The organism is Candidatus Amarolinea aalborgensis (assembly GCF_900491745.1).
Taxonomy (GTDB): Bacteria; Chloroflexota; Anaerolineae; order SSC4; family Amarolineaceae; genus Amarolinea; species Amarolinea aalborgensis.
In genome coordinates, this window is sequence record NZ_UETR01000037.1 from 1 (window position 1) to 17,071 (window position 17,071).

The 17,071-nt window shown below is 62.2% G+C and carries 13 protein-coding genes and 1 tRNA gene; 5 read left to right on the forward strand and 9 right to left on the reverse strand.

Annotation, left to right across the window (positions count from 1 at the left end):
• Nucleotides 1-397 precede the first annotated feature (397 nt).
• Nucleotides 398-1,660 carry a lipase/acyltransferase domain-containing protein gene (locus ACPQ6D_RS20850; RefSeq protein WP_423226280.1) on the forward strand — a complete coding sequence of 421 codons (1,263 nt, stop codon included), beginning with the start codon at nt 398-400 and terminating at the stop codon, nt 1,658-1,660.
• A gap of 119 nt (nt 1,661-1,779) precedes the next feature.
• Nucleotides 1,780-1,983 (forward strand): hypothetical protein, encoded by a 204-nt coding sequence (locus ACPQ6D_RS20855; RefSeq protein ID WP_423226281.1) that lies wholly within the window; start codon nt 1,780-1,782, stop codon nt 1,981-1,983.
• Between the two features lie 172 nt (nt 1,984-2,155).
• Here the strand turns inward: ACPQ6D_RS20855 and ACPQ6D_RS20860 are convergent.
• The 9 genes from ACPQ6D_RS20860 to mutL form a co-directional block, all read right to left on the reverse strand.
• A tRNA-Leu gene (locus ACPQ6D_RS20860) sits at nt 2,156-2,239 on the reverse strand.
• 724 nt (nt 2,240-2,963) lie between these two features.
• The gene (locus ACPQ6D_RS20865; RefSeq protein WP_423226282.1) at nt 2,964-3,638 is read right to left on the reverse strand and encodes a molybdenum cofactor biosynthesis protein; all 675 of its coding nucleotides are present in this window, start codon (nt 3,636-3,638) and stop codon (nt 2,964-2,966) included.
• Nucleotides 3,639-3,705: 67 nt separating this feature from the next.
• The gene (gene moaC / locus ACPQ6D_RS20870; protein WP_423226283.1) at nt 3,706-4,203 is read right to left on the reverse strand and encodes a cyclic pyranopterin monophosphate synthase MoaC; all 498 of its coding nucleotides are present in this window, start codon (nt 4,201-4,203) and stop codon (nt 3,706-3,708) included.
• Nucleotides 4,196-5,221 (reverse strand): hypothetical protein, encoded by a 1,026-nt coding sequence (locus tag ACPQ6D_RS20875; protein ID WP_423226284.1) that lies wholly within the window; start codon nt 5,219-5,221, stop codon nt 4,196-4,198. The genes moaC and ACPQ6D_RS20875 overlap by 8 nt, the downstream gene beginning before the upstream one ends.
• Before the next feature lie 24 nt (nt 5,222-5,245).
• Complete coding sequence (locus tag ACPQ6D_RS20880) at nt 5,246-6,466, reverse strand: molybdopterin molybdotransferase MoeA (protein ID WP_423226285.1); 1,221 nt, start codon at nt 6,464-6,466, stop codon at nt 5,246-5,248.
• A 50-nt stretch (nt 6,467-6,516) separates the two neighbouring features.
• Nucleotides 6,517-7,827: an ATP-dependent Clp protease ATP-binding subunit ClpX gene (clpX, locus tag ACPQ6D_RS20885; RefSeq protein ID WP_423226286.1), complete on the reverse strand. Its 1,311-nt coding sequence runs from the start codon at nt 7,825-7,827 to the stop codon at nt 6,517-6,519.
• Nucleotides 7,817-8,437 (reverse strand): ClpP family protease, encoded by a 621-nt coding sequence (locus ACPQ6D_RS20890; RefSeq protein WP_423226287.1) that lies wholly within the window; start codon nt 8,435-8,437, stop codon nt 7,817-7,819. Before ACPQ6D_RS20890 ends, clpX begins: the two co-directional genes overlap by 11 nt.
• A gap of 97 nt (nt 8,438-8,534) precedes the next feature.
• Nucleotides 8,535-10,040: a trigger factor gene (gene tig, locus ACPQ6D_RS20895; RefSeq protein ID WP_423226288.1), complete on the reverse strand. Its 1,506-nt coding sequence runs from the start codon at nt 10,038-10,040 to the stop codon at nt 8,535-8,537.
• A gap of 92 nt (nt 10,041-10,132) precedes the next feature.
• Nucleotides 10,133-11,980: a DNA mismatch repair endonuclease MutL gene (gene mutL, locus ACPQ6D_RS20900; RefSeq protein ID WP_423226289.1), complete on the reverse strand. Its 1,848-nt coding sequence runs from the start codon at nt 11,978-11,980 to the stop codon at nt 10,133-10,135.
• A 174-nt stretch (nt 11,981-12,154) separates the two neighbouring features.
• Here mutL and ACPQ6D_RS20905 point away from each other — a divergent pair, with 174 nt between their 5' ends.
• The 3 genes from ACPQ6D_RS20905 to ACPQ6D_RS20915 all read left to right on the forward strand — a co-directional run bounded on the left by ACPQ6D_RS20905 (nt 12,155) and on the right by ACPQ6D_RS20915 (nt 17,045).
• The gene (locus ACPQ6D_RS20905) at nt 12,155-13,246 is read left to right on the forward strand and encodes an acyl-CoA dehydrogenase family protein (RefSeq protein ID WP_423226290.1); all 1,092 of its coding nucleotides are present in this window, start codon (nt 12,155-12,157) and stop codon (nt 13,244-13,246) included.
• A 61-nt stretch (nt 13,247-13,307) separates the two neighbouring features.
• Entirely contained in the window at nt 13,308-14,585 is a 1,278-nt protein-coding gene (locus tag ACPQ6D_RS20910) for an acyl-CoA dehydrogenase family protein (RefSeq protein ID WP_423226291.1), read from the forward strand.
• Nucleotides 14,586-14,615: 30 nt separating this feature from the next.
• Complete coding sequence (locus ACPQ6D_RS20915; RefSeq protein WP_423226292.1) at nt 14,616-17,045, forward strand: 3-hydroxyacyl-CoA dehydrogenase/enoyl-CoA hydratase family protein; 2,430 nt, start codon at nt 14,616-14,618, stop codon at nt 17,043-17,045.
• The last annotated feature ends 26 nt before the right edge of the window (nt 17,046-17,071 follow it).

The following is a 17,071-nucleotide window of genomic DNA, read 5'->3' on the forward strand; positions in this document are numbered from 1 at the left end:
GTGCATTTCAAACTGGGGGCAGGCCGGAAGCCGGGCGATTGAAATCGCTGCAACCACGGCTAAGCCCATCTGCGTGGGCTGCGTCCCGAAATTGAAATACCCCCCACTGCGCGCAGCACGTCGAACGCGGCGGAGTTTGCGCTGGCTCGATTGTGGTAGCGTTCACGCGCCCGACCGACATCTTTGCTCACCCCGACCAGCGACACTTGCCTCCAGATAGAAAATGAGCCTAAATTGGGCGCAAATCGCGCGATTTGCGCGCGATTTGCGCGCGATTTGCGCGCGATCGTATGCTAGACTGGCTGTGGTCGGTATTGTTGAATCCACACCGGCCGCGCCGTAACATCAAGGCCCCCCTGATCGCCACTCATTGACGTGGAGGATAAAGACAAATCCAATGAACACACGCTTCGTCATCCTGGTCGTCCTGATCCTGCTGACCGCCAGCAATCTGTCAGCGGCGACGCAAATCCCACCGGAAAATCGCCCCGGTGACCAGCTCACCCCCGTTGTTTTCTTCCCTGGTTTCGGTGGAACACGGCTCAAGGTCACCGTCCACAGACAGACGGTCGCCCCTGAGTGCCCCAGGTCAGGGACTTTCGAGTACGGCGGCCTGGTTGACCCAGGCCCAGATTTCAACCAGATTTGCCGTGACAAACTGCTGACGCTGGTGTATCACGCCGGGACAAAGCCCCAGTTTTCCGAGCAGCGCGGCGTCAAGGTCACGATCGCCAACTATGGCGAGGTCGGGAGTGCAATCCCGTTGTTTGAGCCCTTCTTTGCCTTCCTCGAAAGCCACGGTTACCAGCGCAACGTCAACCTCCGGGTGGCCGGCTACGACTTCCGCCTAACGCCCGACATGGACGGTTTCGTGAAGCGCACGATGGGCCTGATCGAGGAAACCTATCGCGCCAACCACAACACCCCGGTGCACCTGGTGGCTCACTCGAACGGGCCGGTCTACGCGCAGTACCTGCTGACCCACACCACGCAGCGCTGGAAGAACAAGTACATCCACGGCTTCACCCCGGTTGGCGGTAACTGGCCAGGAGGGGGGTGGGGGTACATCCTACTTTTTACTGGCCTTGACGTTCCCACGTTCTCGTATCCTGCGGACCCGGTCGCGGCCGCCAGCAGCGCGGCGATGTATCAGAGTCATCCCTCCACTTACCTTCTTGCGGCGGATCCTGCCTACTTTAGGGACCAGGAAGTGGTCATTCGGGACGCATCAACGAGCACGAACTACACGCCGCAGGATTACCAGCAGTTGTTCGCAGACGCCGGCTTGAGCCTGGCGCAGGAGATCGCGCCTTACTACTTTGGCCCAGCCCAATTTCTGCCGCCGAACTTCCCTTATGTTGATGTCTACGCCGAGATGGGTTCAGGACTTGAGACCCTGGTGGGGATCGAGGTGCCAGATTTGCAGGTTGGCCAGCCTTTCGGCAATGCACTCAGCTTCTTCACGCGGGACGGTGACAGCAGTAATGAGGATATCACCAACGACGCCATCCGCGTATGGGACGCCATGTCCTGTTACCATTTCGAGATCAATGACAATCCGGGAGTAGATCACGTTTCTCTCATTTTGGCCAGCCCGGCTGTTCAGAACCGCCTGCTGGTGCACCTGCAGCAGCCGCGGTCGCAATGCCCTCGGCCATGAGCTGAACCGGCGCCCGCTCCCCAGAAACCACGACGCCGCGCGCAGGCCGCAACCGCGCGCGGCGTTGTTTTTTGGCGACGTCTGATGAGACATCCACCTTCCAGACCGGATGGGCGTAGATGACCTGGTCATTGGCGCGACGAGTGATGCGAATCGCGACCATATCATGGTGCAGCACACAAGCTACGGCGGTGGCGACGAACAGGCCTGCGCGCGATACCGACGATGGCTTGCATCCGTTCGCCAGCAAGCTGCTCGGCGAGCGTCGCGGCACGCTGCGCGAAATCGCCCCGGGTGACATCTTCGATGACTTGGCGTTGTGAGCAATCGTAGCTTCGCATGGGCTTTGCCCTTTCCCGAATGTTGCACGGTGCGCCGCCTGCGCGGCCCATCGGCCAAAACACATGCCGGCGGCCTAAAACGCGAAAAACCGCCCAGAACACAAGGTTCTGAACGGCCTTTCTAGTCTTTTACGAAGTTTTATGGTAAATCAAGTGCCGACGAGAGGACTCGAACCTCCACACCCCGTAGGGCAACAGATCCTAAGTCTGTCGCGTCTGCCAATTCCGCCACGTCGGCGCGGCCAACGCCTGCCAGCCAGTCTGGTGGAAGCTCCATCCCCTGGCCATCACGATGCAAGGATTGATACATACCCCCGATTCTGTTGACCGTCATCTGTCTCAGCGCAGCACCCCAACGGGATGATGCGCTGGCAGCTCCTGGCCTGCCAGGTGTTACCTGGCCTCGCCGTCGCCGCTGCGATGAGACCAAACCGCCTTGCGGCGGGCCTGGCCCACTCACCTTGCTCCCAGTTGCACGCTCGCCTGGCCGGAGACATTACTGCCTCCGCCGGTAGGCTCTTACCCTACCGTTTCAGCCCTGACCCGCACCAGCAAATGCCGATAACGGGCGGGAATGCTTTCTGTTGCGGTTGTAGTCACCTGGCTTGATGGGCCAGGCTCCCCCACTTACTGTTTCGTGGGGCAACTTTCTGCGCTTGAGCGCAGTGGGAGTCGGGAAGTTCCTCTGACGCGCTCACACGCGCCAGCGACGGTTGATCAATCCCTGATCCTGTGCAATTGTCTGCCAGTTGCGATTATACCATGTGCCTGCAGCCAGGTCAAAAGACGGTCCGAATCGGGCAAAACCTGGTCTTCCGCCTGAGCGCTGCGCGGCGCTGCCGGCGATCACCGCCTGGCCGTTGGCTTTCGCAAACTGGGCTATCCCAAGTCCGCTGAAGGCGGCCTTTATCATCGCAACGGTGCTTGCTCCGCTTCGCTGGCCAGCCAACGCCAGCGAGCCGTTAGCCGCCGCCCGGACCCTCTACCCAGTACGTGCCGTCCGGCCCCACTTCTTTCTTCCAAATCGGCGAGATGGCCTTGATGCGTTCGATGGCGTAACGGCAGGCGTCGAAGGTGTCCTGGCGATGCGCCGCGGCCACGGCAATGCCAACGCTCGTTTCGCCCACATCGAGGCGTCCAATGCGGTGGATAATCGCCACGTCGGTGATGGCCGGCCACTGCGCCCGAATCTCATCGGCGATCTGCTGGAAGCTGGCGGTAGCCATCTCCGCGTAGGCTTCGTATTCCAGGTAATCTGTTTGCCACGCGCCCGATTCGCCGCGCACCACGCCGGCAAATACCGTGATGGCGCCGTGCGCCGGCGCGGCGACGCGCTGCGCCAAGTCGTCCAGGGAAATTGGTGCGGCCGTGATCACAAAGCGGGGCGCGCGGCTCCCGCCGCTCACTGGCGGCAGCAGCGCCAACACGTCGCCATCGTGCAGTGGGGCGGCAGCCGTTACACGCTGCTGATTGATCGCCAGGGTCAAGTTGGCGGTGTCAATCGGCGCGGGCGCGCCGGCCGCCAGGCGCGCCACGGCAGCGCCTGCGGTGGCGTCGTCCGGCAATGTCATGGACATGCCTGGCTGACCGAATGCTTCGCGCAGGGCGGCAAAAAGCCGAACTTGTATCGTGATCATTTGTTCTCCCTGGTCCACGCCGTGGGCCGTAGAGCGTCCGCGGGGCCATGAAGGCCGCAAGAGGGCGCTATGGACGCACCCAATCCCCGCTCTTACCGCCCGTCTTGCTGAGCAGGCGAATCTCGCCAATCACCAGCGTCTTTTCAACCGCCTTCGCCATGTCGTAGATGGTCAACGCCGCCAGGCTCACCGCCGTCAGCGCCTCCATCTCCACGCCGGTCTGACCGCGACAGCGCGCGGTGGCGGTGATCAGCAAGCGGCTGGCAGCCTCGTCGAAGCTGAAATCCACGCCGACGAACGTCAGCGGCAGCGGATGGCAGAGTGGAATTAATTCGGCGGTGCGCTTGGCGGCCAGTATCCCGGCCAGGCGCGCCGCGCCCAACACGTCGCCCTTGGGCAGGTCGCCCGCACGCAGGAGGCGCAGGGTTTCTGGCGTCATGCGCACTTCGCCCGCCGCCACCGCTTCGCGCAGGGTCTCTGGCTTGGCGCCTACGTCCACCATGCGCGCGGCGCCCTCGGCGTCCAGATGCGACAGCGCAGGGGCCGCGTTCCCCGCCTCAGTCATGGCGGCGCGACCAGGGCAGCCGCACTTTGGGCCAGGTCAGCTTGCGTGCAGGCTGCGGAAATCGCTGACTGAGGCGCTGCGCCAGGGCTTTGCCTTGTACACTTGCCTGGCTATACAGCTGCTTGAGCGCGCCGCGCTCCAGCCGCCGGCCGCTGGCGCACCAGACCCGCACCGCCTCCCCGGTCACATACGTGCCGGCATAGGCCACGGCCGTTTTGGGGATGATTCCCCAGATGGGCACCAGCCCTACCAGTTGGCGTGCCACCTGGCGCCACAAGAAACCGCTGCCCACCACACTGGCCAGTTCCGCCAGCGCCTGCTGCGGTTCGCCGGGCAGGCCGTAGAGCAGCGCCACCTTGTACGCCATCAGGGCCTGGTTCTTGGTCAGCACGATCATATCGGCCACATTGAAGGGGATGTCAAAAATGGGAATTACCTCTGCCAGCCCGGTGCTCAGGGAATAGATCGCGTTATTCTGCGCGGTCGTGGCAATCAGCCGCTCGGCCAGGCTGTCGCGCAGCCCGGGCAAATGCCGCCCCAGGGTGGGCCAATGATCGAGCGGCATGGTGGCTGCCAGGCCCAGGGCCAGGTGATGAGCAAACGCCTCGGGCTGGGCGGCGTCGAAGCGCACCGTGGGCGCGCCGAACCAGCCATCCTCCACGCCCGGCCCCAGGATGACCACTACGGCGGCCTTGCGCTCCTGCAAGCGCGCAATCAGCTCCTGTTCCACGGTGCGCGTGGCCGCGGCGGCGCTGGGCAGGAGCAGCACCAGGTCTGCGTCGCGCAATGGCGCCAGGTTCTCTGGCAGCGCGGGCCAGTCAAGCGCCTCCAGGCGAGACTGGCTGGGCAATGGCCCGCCCGGCCCCCGCTGCAGCCCGCTCATGACATCGGCGCGCATCTTGGTGGCCGCGCCCAGCACAACCACATGCGGCGGGGTCTCCGCGGCCGCGCGCAGCGCGCCTACATCCAGTTCACGCAGTTGCTCGATGACTTTGCGTAGATCAGGCCAAACTGGCATTTGCAGTTCCTTTGATCGGGAAAATTAGTGGAGAAAGTCGTTGCCCAGCCACAGGGCCGTCGCCGCAGCGCCAGGGGGCATTTCGCCGGCGCCCGGCGGCAGTCGGAGTAGGGCATTGGCGCCTACCATCGAAAGCAAACGGCCAGAGCTTTGCGAGCCAGTGGTTGCGGCGACAAGATCGTCGCCAACACGCCTCACCACGGCGCGCACAAACTCCCACCGCTGCGGATCGTGGTGCACCAGGTGAGCCAGCCGCACCGTCACTTCCGGCCGCGTCAGGTCGGCGCGCCCCTGCATCTGCAAAAGGGCTGGACGCACGAACAGCTCAAAGGCCACCAGCGAGGACACGGGAAAGCCGGGCAGCGCAAAGACTGGTTTTCCGGCCAGGGTGGCAAAGGTGAGCGGCTTGCCAGGCTTCATGTTGACGCGGCCAAAATGCACGGCGCCCTGCATCGCCAACAGCGGCTTGAGCAGATCGAGCTGCCCCATCGAAACCCCGCCCGATGTCACCAGGGTGTCTGCAGCCTGCAGACCTTCACGCACGCGCGCTTCCAACTCGCCTGGGCGGTCACGCGCCACGCCGAGATCGAGCGGCTCGCCACCAGCTTCCTGCACTGCGGCCATCAGGCTGAACCGGTTGCTGTCGCGAATCTGGCCCGGCCCCAGGGGATCGCCTGGCTCCCGTAGCTCGTCGCCCGTGGAAAGGACAGCGACCCGCGGCGCCGGGAAAACCAATGCCGCTTCATGGCCCAAACTGGCCAACAGGCCGATTTCGGCCGGGCCGAGGCGTTGGCCCGCGGTGAGCACGCGCTGCCCCACGGCAAGGTCCATGCCGACCGGCCGCACATCGGCCAGGGGCGACACGGCCGTCTGAATCTCAACCAGCCCGTCCCGCTCCTGGGTCTGCTCAACCATCACCACGGCGTCAGCGCCAGGCGGCAGCGGCGAACCCGTGGTGATGCGCACGACGCTGCCGGACGTTACCTGCACGTTGCTCACATAGCCGGCTAACTGTTCGCCGGCCAGCCGCCGCCAGCCTGGGCCGTCCGCCGCCAGGACGGCATAACCGTCTTTGGCCGCCGCGGCAAAGGGGGGAATGGCTTCGGTTGAGACGATCTCTTCGGCCAGGACGCGGCCGCTCAACGCGCGCAGCGGGAGGCGCGTCGGCGTCAGCCGCGGCGCGTGGGTAAGAACCAGACGCAGCGCATCATCAACCGCGAGCATGGCGTAGGATGATTCAGGCATGGACACACTCCGGATGCGAACTCAGGGATGCCAGCCTATGGCGCCGGGTCTCACGCAGCCGACTCGACATGGTCAGGATCCACTTCGACGCCCCAACGCACGGCTTGACCTGCCTGATTCAGCAGGAGCGGCCGCGTGCGCCGGCTGATAGTATCGGCATTCACGATGCACTTGACGGCATCCGGGCGCGAAGGCACTTCGTACATCACGTCGAGCAGAGATTCTTCGACGATGCTGCGCAGGCCGCGCGCCCCGGTTTTATGCTTCAGCGCCTCCGTGGCGGCCGCCTGCAGGGCATCGGCGGTGAACACCAATTCCACGTTGTCCAGGGCAAAAAGACGCTGGAACTGCTTGACCAACGCATTCTTGGGCTGCGTAAGTACGGCGATCAAGGCCTTCTCGTCCAGCGGTTCCAGGCTGACCGTGACCGGCAGGCGCCCCACAAACTCAGGGATCAAGCCAAAGCGCATGAGGTCATCGGGAATCGTCTGGCGAAGGAGTTCGGCGCGCGCCTTTTCGCGCTGCAGAGCCGAATCGGCGCGGCCCTGGCTGAAGCCGAGCTGTCCTTTCAGCCCGATGCGCTGCCCCACCACTTTCTCCAGTTCGGTGAACGCGCCGCCGCAGATGAAGAGGACGTTGCGCGTATCGAGTTGAACGAATTCCTGGTTGGGATGTTTACGCCCACCGTGCGGCGGCACATTCGCGGTCGTGCCTTCGATAATCTTGAGGAGCGCCTGCTGCACGCCTTCACCGGAAACATCGCGCGTAATGGACGGATTATCGCCCGATTTGCGTGCAATTTTGTCAATCTCATCAATATAGACGATGCCCAGGCGCGCCCGATCTACGTTCCACTCGGCTGCCTGCAGCAGGCTGGAGAGGATCGTTTCCACATCCTCGCCCACGTACCCGGCCTCGGTCAGGCTGGTGGCGTCGGCAATGGTGAACGGCACATCCAGGATGCGCGCCAGGGTTTGCGCTAACAGCGTCTTGCCGGAGCCGGTTGGCCCGATCAGCAAGATATTGCTCTTCTGCAGTTCCACATCATTCGTGTCGCCGCCGTTGGCAATGCGCTTGTAGTGATTGTAGACGGCCACCGAAAGCACCTTTTTGGCGCGATCTTGACCGATCACATATTCATCCAGGCGCGCCACAATCTCCTTGGGCGACATGATATGATCAAAGAGCGGCGCGGCCTTGGGCGCAGCCTTCAGATTCTCTTCGTTCAGGATCTCCTGGCACAGGCGCACGCACTCATCGCAGATGAAAGCGCCTTCAGGCCCGGCGATCAACCGGGCCACCTCGCTTGCCTTGCGACCGCAGAAAGAACAGACTGACACGCTGTCAGGCTTACTTGCCATTCTGGGTTATCTCCGCGGCCGCCTGGACCACGGCCGGCGCCTCACCCAATACGCCATCCACCAGACCGTAGCTCACCGCTTCTTGCGCGCTGAAGTAGTGATCGCGGTTGAAGTCTGCAGCGATGCGTTCGGTTGGCTGACCGGTGTGATTGGAGAGAATGCCGTGCAGCATGCGCTGCATGCGCATCAATTCATTGAGTTGAATTTCCACATCGGGCGCGTAGCCCTGCGCGCCGCCGCCGGCCGGGTGCATGTGGATGGTGGCATGGGGCAGCGCCAAGCGTTTGCCCTTGCGCCCCGCGGCCAGCAGCACCGTCGCCATGCTGGCAGTCCAGCCCACGGCCACCGTGGAAACTGGCGCCTGGATCATCTGAATCGTGTCGTAGATCGCCAGGCCAGGGTAGATGTGCCCGCCCGGCGAATTGATGTAGAGCTGGATGTCGCGCTCAGGGTCTTCCCGATTGAGGAAGAGCAACTGCGCCACGATCAGGTTGGCGACCTGGTCGTTGACAGGAGTGCCCAGAAAGATGATGCGCTCCTTGAGCAGCAGAGAGTAAATATCGTAGGCGCGTTCGCCGCGCCCCGACTGTTCGATAACCATCGGAATCATATTGTTTCTTTCCTGATTTCAGCACAATGGGCGCACCTGGGCGGTCGTCCGCGCGGACAAACGCCAGGCTGCGCCAGGTCGAATGCGTGACGAACGATCAAGCGGCCGGCTCATGGATCGCCTCTGCGACCGCAACCGTCTCGTCATTTGGGTGATTTTCCATCTCGTCATGCTCATGACCGTGTTCTTCCACGTCGCTGTGCTCATGACCGTGTTCTTCCACGTCGCTGTGCTCATGACCATGTTCATCCACAGCGTCATGGTCGTGGTCTTCCTCATGGCCATGATCATGCACTTCCGGCGGTAGTGGGTTGCCCTGGGCGATTGCCACCAGGCGGTCGAGCGTGCGCCGGTTGATCAACTGCTCCGCCAGATACATCTGGCCGCCCGGGGAGTGCATCAGCTTGCTGTATTCCTGCGCCTGGTCTGGTTTCATGTCCGCCGCCGTGGCGTTGATCTCCGCTTCCAGGTCTTCGGCGTGGAGGTGCACATTCTCGGCGCGCGCGGCGGTGGCGAGGGTCAGGCGCTGTTTGACGCGATTCTCAGCCACCGGACGCAGCCCCTCGCGCACCTGTTCGACGGTTTGCTGGGTGTAGCGCAGATAGCTCTCGAAGTCGAGGCCCATGTTGCGGTAGTCGTCCTTGTACTCATCCAACGTCCGCTCCAACTCGTCTTCGACTAACTGCGGCGGGAATTCGAGCGTGACCGCGTTGGCCACGACCGATTCCAGCACCGCGCGGCGGTATGCTGTCTCAGCCTGGCGGCCGCGTTCTTCTTCCAGGTTGCTGCGCAGATGGGCGCGCAACGCAGCAAAATCAGGGAAATCGCCCGCTTCCTGGGCCAATTCCTCATCGGTTGGCGCGGTTTTCTCCTTGATCCCGTGCACCGTGGTGGTGAACTCCGCCGTTTGGCCTGCCCACTTGGACGTGGAATCGGCAGGATACGTCAAGGCAAACTGCTTGCTCTCGCCGACTGTCATGTCAACGAAAGCGGCATCGAGGCCAGGGACCAAACCCCCCTCGTCCGTGGCGCTGAGTTCGATGTCCCAGCCTTCGCGTTGGATCACTTCTTCTTCGCCCACCATGCCGGTGATATCCACGGTGACCATATCGCCGAAGCGAGCGGGGCGTTCCACGGGCGCCCAGGCGCTGCGCTTGTCGCGCATCTCATCCAACAGCTTGTCCACGTCTTCATCTGTCACCGTGACCGGCTCGTAGGGAACCCGCAGATTGGTCGCATAGTCGCCCAGGTCTGCGACCGGCTGCAGCGGCACCACCAGCGTCAACGAAATCGGCTCCGCGGCGTAGTTCTCAAGGCTGGGACGGCCGCTGACCTCGAGCTTGGTTTGCAGGATCGCTTCGCTGTACACCCTATCGAAAAGCGCATCCAACGACTCTTGCACCAGGGCCTCGCGGCCCACACGGCGCAGCACCACTTCGTAGGGGGCTTTACCGGGCCGAAAACCAGCAATGCGAATATCGCTGACCACGCGCTTGGCTGTTTTGCGCAGAATGGGATCGGCTATGGCTTCGGGGATTTGGATTGTCACACGTGCCTGACGGTTCTCTATCGCTTCTACAGCGACTTGATATGTTTCTGGCAAGTTTTATTAGCTCCTTTTTGGGTCTTATAGCTTGAAAATCAGCACAAGATTATAGCACACGTCATTTAGATGGCAAGTCTCTTTCACTGGTCTCAGCGCCGGGCAAAGAATTTCTCCAATTGCAGCGCGCTGAGCGCGACCATGGTGGGGCGGCCATGCGGACACGTGCGCGGGCTTTGACACGCCTCCAGTTGGCGGGTCAGCTCGCGCATCTCGATCAACGACAGGGTTTGACCGCCTTTGATGGCGGCGCGTTTGCAGATGATGCGCACCAGCCGCGCCTCGCGGGCGTCGTCCACCAGGTTTTCTTCCTCGGCCAGACCTTCCAGGATTTCCTGTGTGGCCTGTTGGGGATCGGCGCGGTGCATGACCGCGGGCACGCTGCGCACCAGGTACGTGTGGCCGCCAAACGGTTCCAGCGTGAAACCCAGGTCATTGAGCACAGAGGCGTATTCAGCGAGCAGCGCGGCGTGGCGACCATGCGGCGTGAAGGCGACAGGCTCCAGCAGCGATTGGCTGGGCACGGCATGACGCTGCATCTCGGCCATCAGTTTTTCATAGAGGATGCGCTCATGCGCGGCATGCTGGTCAATCAGATAAAGACCATCTGGCCCCTCGGCAATGATATAGGTGGCGGCCGCTTGGCCGATGACGCGCAGCATGGGCAGATCGGAAGGCGGTGGGGAGGCAGCAATGGCCGGCCATCCTGATAACACCGGCTGTTCCTCAGGTGCAGGCGTGGGGCGCGGTAAGTCCAATTCGAGTTGATGCCGATTCGGCGCCTGGCCCGCATTGACCAGGGCGTCGCGGCGTGCGTCCCAACCATCCGGTTGACCCCAGGTTGGCGCAGACGAGGGCAGTGTGACGCTGGGCAAAGGGGCCTGCTCGATCAACGCCTGGTGCACCGCTTTCTGCACGGCGCGGTAGACCGCGCGCGGGTCGCGGAACCGCACCTCGGCCTTTGTCGGATGCACATTGACATCCACCAGGCTAGGCTCAAGCTCAATCATCAGGGTGGCCATGGGGTAGCGGCCAACAGGCAAAAAGGTGTGGTAAGCCTCGATCACAGCGTAAGCCAGCGTACGATCTTGGATCCAACGGCGGTTGAGAAAGAAAACGATATAGTTGCGGTTGGCGCGGTGCTGCGATGGCAGGCCGATGTAGCCCCACACGGTAGGCGCCAGATTGGCGGGCGCAGCGGCTGGGGAGGCGGACGCAGCAGGGTGCTGGGGCGATTGGTCGGCGGCCGCGCGGTGCCCTGCAAGAGCGCCCGCCGGGATCATCTCGCGCGCCGCCTCCAACCCGTACACCTTGGCCAGGACATCAGGCAGGGAACCGTTGCCGGTTGATTGGAAAAGCAGACGCCCATCGGAGACGAGGCTGAAGCGCCGTTCGGGAAAGGCCTGCGCATAGCGCGCCACCATGTCCGCAATATGCCCGGCTTCGGTCTGCGGTTGGCGTAAAAATGCCAGCCGCGCCGGTACGTTGAAGAAGAGGTTCTCCACCGTGATGACCGTGCCCGGCGGCGCGCCGCGGCTTTCACGCGCCGCCACCAGCCCGCCTTCCAGGCGCAGCTGCGTGGCTGTCTCTTCGGCGGCGCTGCGGGTCAAAATAGTCATCTGTGAAACAGCCGCGATGCTGTTGAGCGCTTCACCGCGAAATCCTAAGGTGGTAATGTGTAACAAATCATCGGCTGTGCGCAGCTTGCTCGTGGCATGGCGGGCCACGGCCAGCTCCACCTCCGCACGCGGAATGCCGCAGCCGTCGTCAATCACTCGCAGCAAGCGCCGGCCGCCTTCGCGTATTTCCACGCGGATGTCGCTGGCGCCGGCGTCGAGGCTGTTTTCGATCAGCTCTTTCGCGGTTGACGCTGGTCGTTCGATCACCTCACCCGCGGCAATTTTTCCCACCACATCGGGCGGCAGAATAACAATTGTCATGATGACGCCGATTGTAACACATTCCAGCCGCCTCGCCAACCCTGGTGCGCTTTGTAAGACCGAAAACAGTTTGATTTGACGCAGTGCGTTAAAAGGTGTATCATACATTTGGGCCTCCCTTCTGAACGCCATTGATCTGCCTCGTGTAAAACCAAATAACAAGGTGGGTAGAGCATGTATTCGTTTGATTTAACAGATGAACAGCGCATGTTGACTGAAACCGTCCAGCGCTTTGCCAGTCGTAACATGCGTGCGGTTTACCGTGAAGCCGATGATAATGGCGCCATCCCTGATGATGTCATCTCAACCGGCTGGGACCTGGGGCTGATTCCCAGCGCCATCCCTGACCAATACGGCGGTTTTGGCGCCCTGTCGGCTGTGACCGGCGCGCTCTTCGCCGAAGAGCTGGGATGGGGAGATGTAGCCACCAGTCTCCATTTGTTGACGCCCAGCCTGGTGACAACGCCGCTCCTGTTATGCGGCACCGATGAACAGAAGGCAACCTACCTGCCCCGTTTCTGCGAGGCGACTTTTTGCCCTGCCACGGCCGCGCTCATCGAGCCACGCATTCAGTTCGATCCCAATGACCTCAAGACAACGGCGACGCGTGATGGAGATACCTATGTCCTCAATGGCGTCAAAGCCTTCGTTCCCTTGGCCGATCGCGCCGACTTGATGCTGGTTTATGCTGCAGAAGATGGAAAAACGCAGGCGTTCCTGGTGGATGCGCCGATCGCCGGCCTGACCATCGGCGCACGCGAGAAAACGATGGGCTTGAGCGCACTTTCCATGTACCGGGTCACGCTGAAGGACGTGCGGGTGCCAGCCAGCAATCGTTTGGGCGGCGAGCAGGGATGTAAATTTGGCAATCTCCTCAACCACACCAACGTGGCGATGTCTGCCCTGGCTGTGGGGCAGGCACGCGCGGCGTATGACTATGCGCGTGAGTATGCCAAGGAACGCGAAGCCTTTGGCGAACCGATCGCCTCGCGCCAGGCCATTGCTTTCATCCTGGCGAACATGGCGATTGAGATTGACGCCACCCGCCTCATGACGTGGGAAGCTGCCTGGAAGCTCGACCAGGGGCAGGACGCCACGCGCGATGCTTACCTGGCGCGCATGCAGGCCGACCAGATGGTGTTGAATGTCACCGACGGCGCGGTGCAAGTGCTGGGCGGGCATGGCTATGTCAAAGAACATCCGGTGGAAATGTGGTTGCGCAATGGCCGTGGTTTCGGCACGCTAACCGGTTTAGCCATGGTCTGAGGCAGCTGAACGACGACCAGTCGTTGTTCGCCCTGCGTCAGTAACGATACGGAGGACTCCAATGCCAATTGAATTTTCAGTTCCTGTAGATGTGGCCCAACAAACGAAGTTAGCCCAGATGGCGGCCGAACAAGTCATGCGCCGGTTGTCGCGCTACTTCGATGAGCATGAGCACGAACGACCGATTGAGTACATCCAGTTCATCTGGCCGTTCATGCAGCAGATCGAGCGCAGCTATTTGCCGCGGCCATCCAAGAACGGCGGCGGTGAGCCGAAGGCTGCCGACGCCAGCAAGAAGGTCGCCAGCAATAACGTCAAAATGATTCATATGATCGAGGCGCTCTCCTGGGGGGATGCAGGCATCTACCTGTGCACACCGTCCAGCGCGCTGGGCGGCGCGGCTATCAACGCCGTGGGCACGCCAGAGCAAAAAGAGCGCTTCCTGCGCCGCTTCACCGAAGGCTCGCCCAAATGGGGCGCCATGGCCATGACCGAACCGCACGCCGGTTCGGACACATCGAACATTCAGACCACGGCGCGGCTCGATGAAGCCACCCATGAGTGGGTTCTCAACGGCGAAAAGATCTATTGCACCAGCGGCGCCCTAGCCACGGAAGAAAGCAATGGCCTGGTGGTTGTGTGGGCCACCGTGGATCGCTCCGCCGGACGTTCAGCCATGAAGCCATTTGTCGTGGAAGCCGGCACGCGAGGCATGTCGGTGGTGAAGAAAGAGCGTAAGCTCGGTATCCGCGCCAGCGACACCGTCAGCCTGGTCTTCGAAGACTGCCGCATTCCCTACGACAACATTCTGGGAACGCTCGATGCACCGAAGGCGGGAGATGGCAACGGGCAAGACAAGGGTTTCAAGGGCGCCATGAAGACCTTTGACTCCTCGCGCCCGTGGGTGGCCGCCAGCGCGATGGGTATTGCGCGCGCCGCGTTTGAGTTTACGCGTGACACCCTGAAGAAAGAGGGCATCACCGCGCCCTATGGTGCGCCGAAGCACAAGCTCACCAGTGTGCAGCGCGACCTGCTGGAAATGGAAATGGACATTCAGGCCGGCTGGCTGTTGACTGTGCGCTCGGCCGCGTACATGGACCAGGGCGAGCCGAACAGCCTGGAAGCCGCGATGGCCAAGGCCAAGGCCGGCCTGGTGGTGACGCGCGTGACCCAAAAAGCGGTGGAACTGCTGGGACCGCTCGGTTACTCGCACGAGTTCCTGGTTGAGAAGTGGATGCGCGACGCGAAGATTAACGACATCTTCGAAGGCACCGGCCAAATCAACACGCTGATTGTAGCGCGGCGGATTCTGGGCTACACGCGGCGTGAGCTGAAGTAGGCCGCGGGCGAGCAGAGGAGAGATAGACGCATGTCATATGAAATCAACCGCGCGGCGGTGATTGGGGCTGGGACGATGGGCGCGGCGATTGCGGGACACCTGGCGAACGCGGGTATTCCTGTCACACTGCTGGACATTGTGCCGCCGGACCTCAAACCGGCCGAGATGACCAATCCCAAAGCACGCAACCGGATTGTACAGGCCGGTTTTGACCGTCTGGTGAAGACCAAGCCTGATAACCTGTTCACGGCTGAAACTGCCAACCTGATTAAGCTCGGCAACCTGGAGGATGACTTCGACGCGGCGATCTCCACCGCTGACTGGATCATCGAGGTGATTGTAGAGAAGCTGGAGATGAAGCAGGCGTTGATGGCGCGCATTGACGCCGTGCGCCGTAAGGCCGACGAGGGCAGTCGCGCCGGCAGTCTCGTCACGAGCAACACATCGGGCCTGCTCATTCACGAGATTGCCGAAGGTCGCAGCCTGGACTTTCGCCAGCACTTCATGGGCACCCACTTCTTCAATCCGCCGCGCTATATGAAACTGGTCGAAGTGATCCCTACGCCCGATTCCCTCCCCGACGCCGTGGCCTTCATCAAGCGTTTCTGCGAGCGCAGCCTGGGCAAGGGCGTGGTCGTATGCAAAGACTCGCCCAACTTCATCGCCAACCGCATCGGCCAGATTGCTGCTTCGTACACGATTGATTATGGGCTGGCCCATGATTACACGATCGAAGAGGTGGATGCACTGACCGGCGAGTTGATCGGCCGGCCGAAGATGGGCACCTTCCGGCTCGCTGACCTGGCTGGGATTGATGTAGCCTATTACGTGAGCAAGAATCTGTACGCTCTGCTGCCCAACGACCCTGATCGCGACATCCTGGCGTCGCCGCGGCTCGTCGCTCTGTTCGAGGGCATGTTGAGCCGCAACTGGTTGGGCAACAAGACCAACCAGGGCTTCTACAAGCAGGTGGCTGGCGCGGGCGGCGCCAAAGAGTTCTGGCACCTGAACCCGACCACGTTTGAGTATGAGCCGGCGCAGAAACCGCGCTGGACGAGCGTCGGAGAGCATCGCAACAAGCCGTTGGCCGAACGCCTGCGCGCAATGGTCGCGGCTGACGACCGCGCCGGCCAGCTCATCTGGTTTGTGCTCAGTCGCACGCTGGCCTATGCCGCCAACCAGGTGCCCGCCATCAGCGACACCGTGGAAGCCGTGGACCAGGCGCTGCGCTGGGGCTTCAACTGGGAGCTGGGGCCGTTTGAAATTTGGGACGCGCTAGGCGTGCCGGAGACGGTCAAGCGCATGGAGGCGGACGGCCTGAAAATTGCGCCGTGGGTGAAACAGATGGTGGCGCGCGGGCATCGTCATTTCTACTCTCGTGAAGGCGACTACCTGTTCCACTACCGGCCCTTGCGCCGGCAGTTCGAGGCCGATGACCTGGACGAGAACCTCATTTCACTGGCGATGTGGAAGGAACGCCGGCATCACCGCCTGATCGAGCGCAATCCAAGCGCCAGCCTGCTGGACATGGGCGACGGCGTGCTGCTGGTGGAGTTCCACTCGAAGATGAATGCGCTGGACGACGACATCACCAAGATGATCGAGTTGGGCATGGACCGTCTGCGCACTGACTTCGAGGGCATGGTGATCGGCAACCAGGGCGAGCAGTTCTGCGTGGGCGCCAACCTGGCCGCGATCGGCATGGGCGCGCAGATGAAGCAGTGGAAACAGCTCGATATGGCGGTCAGCCGCTTGCAAGAGGCCTTGCAGCGCGTGCGGCGAGCCAACAAGCCGGTGGTCACGGCGCCCTTTGGGCTGACGTTGGGCGGCGGCGCGGAAGTTGCCATGGCCGGCGATCGCGTGGTGGCGACGGCCGAGACCTACATGGGCCTGGTAGAAGTGGGCGTGGGTCTGATTCCCGCGGGCGGCGGCTGCAAGGAAATTGTGCGGCGGTTGGTGTCGCCGCATATGAAGGTGGATAACCCCTTCCCTGGCCCCTGGCTGCAAAATGCCTTCATGACCGTGGGGCAGGCGCGCGTCAGCACCAGCGCCGAGGAGGCGCGCAGCATTGGCTTCCTCAGCCCGGACGATGTCGTGGTGATGAACAAGGATTACCTGCTGGCGGAGGCCAAGCGCGAAGTGATCGCCATGGCATCGGCTGGCTACAAGGCCGATCATCCTGTGCGCAACTGCTATGCCGCAGGACGCGACGCCCTGGCCAACCTGATGATCGGCATCCACCTGATGCAGGAGGGCGGTTTCATCAGCGCCTACGACGCGCATGTGGGCCGCAAGTTGGCCTTTGTTCTGTGCGGCGGCGACATCAGCCAGCCGCAGTGGGTGGATGAGCAATACTTCCTTGACCTGGAACGAGAGGCGTTCTTGTCCCTGTTGGGTGAACCGAAGACCTTGGAGCGCATTTTCCATATGTTGCAGACGGGCAAGCCGCTGCGCAACTAGGCCGAACGAGGAGAAAAGTACGATGA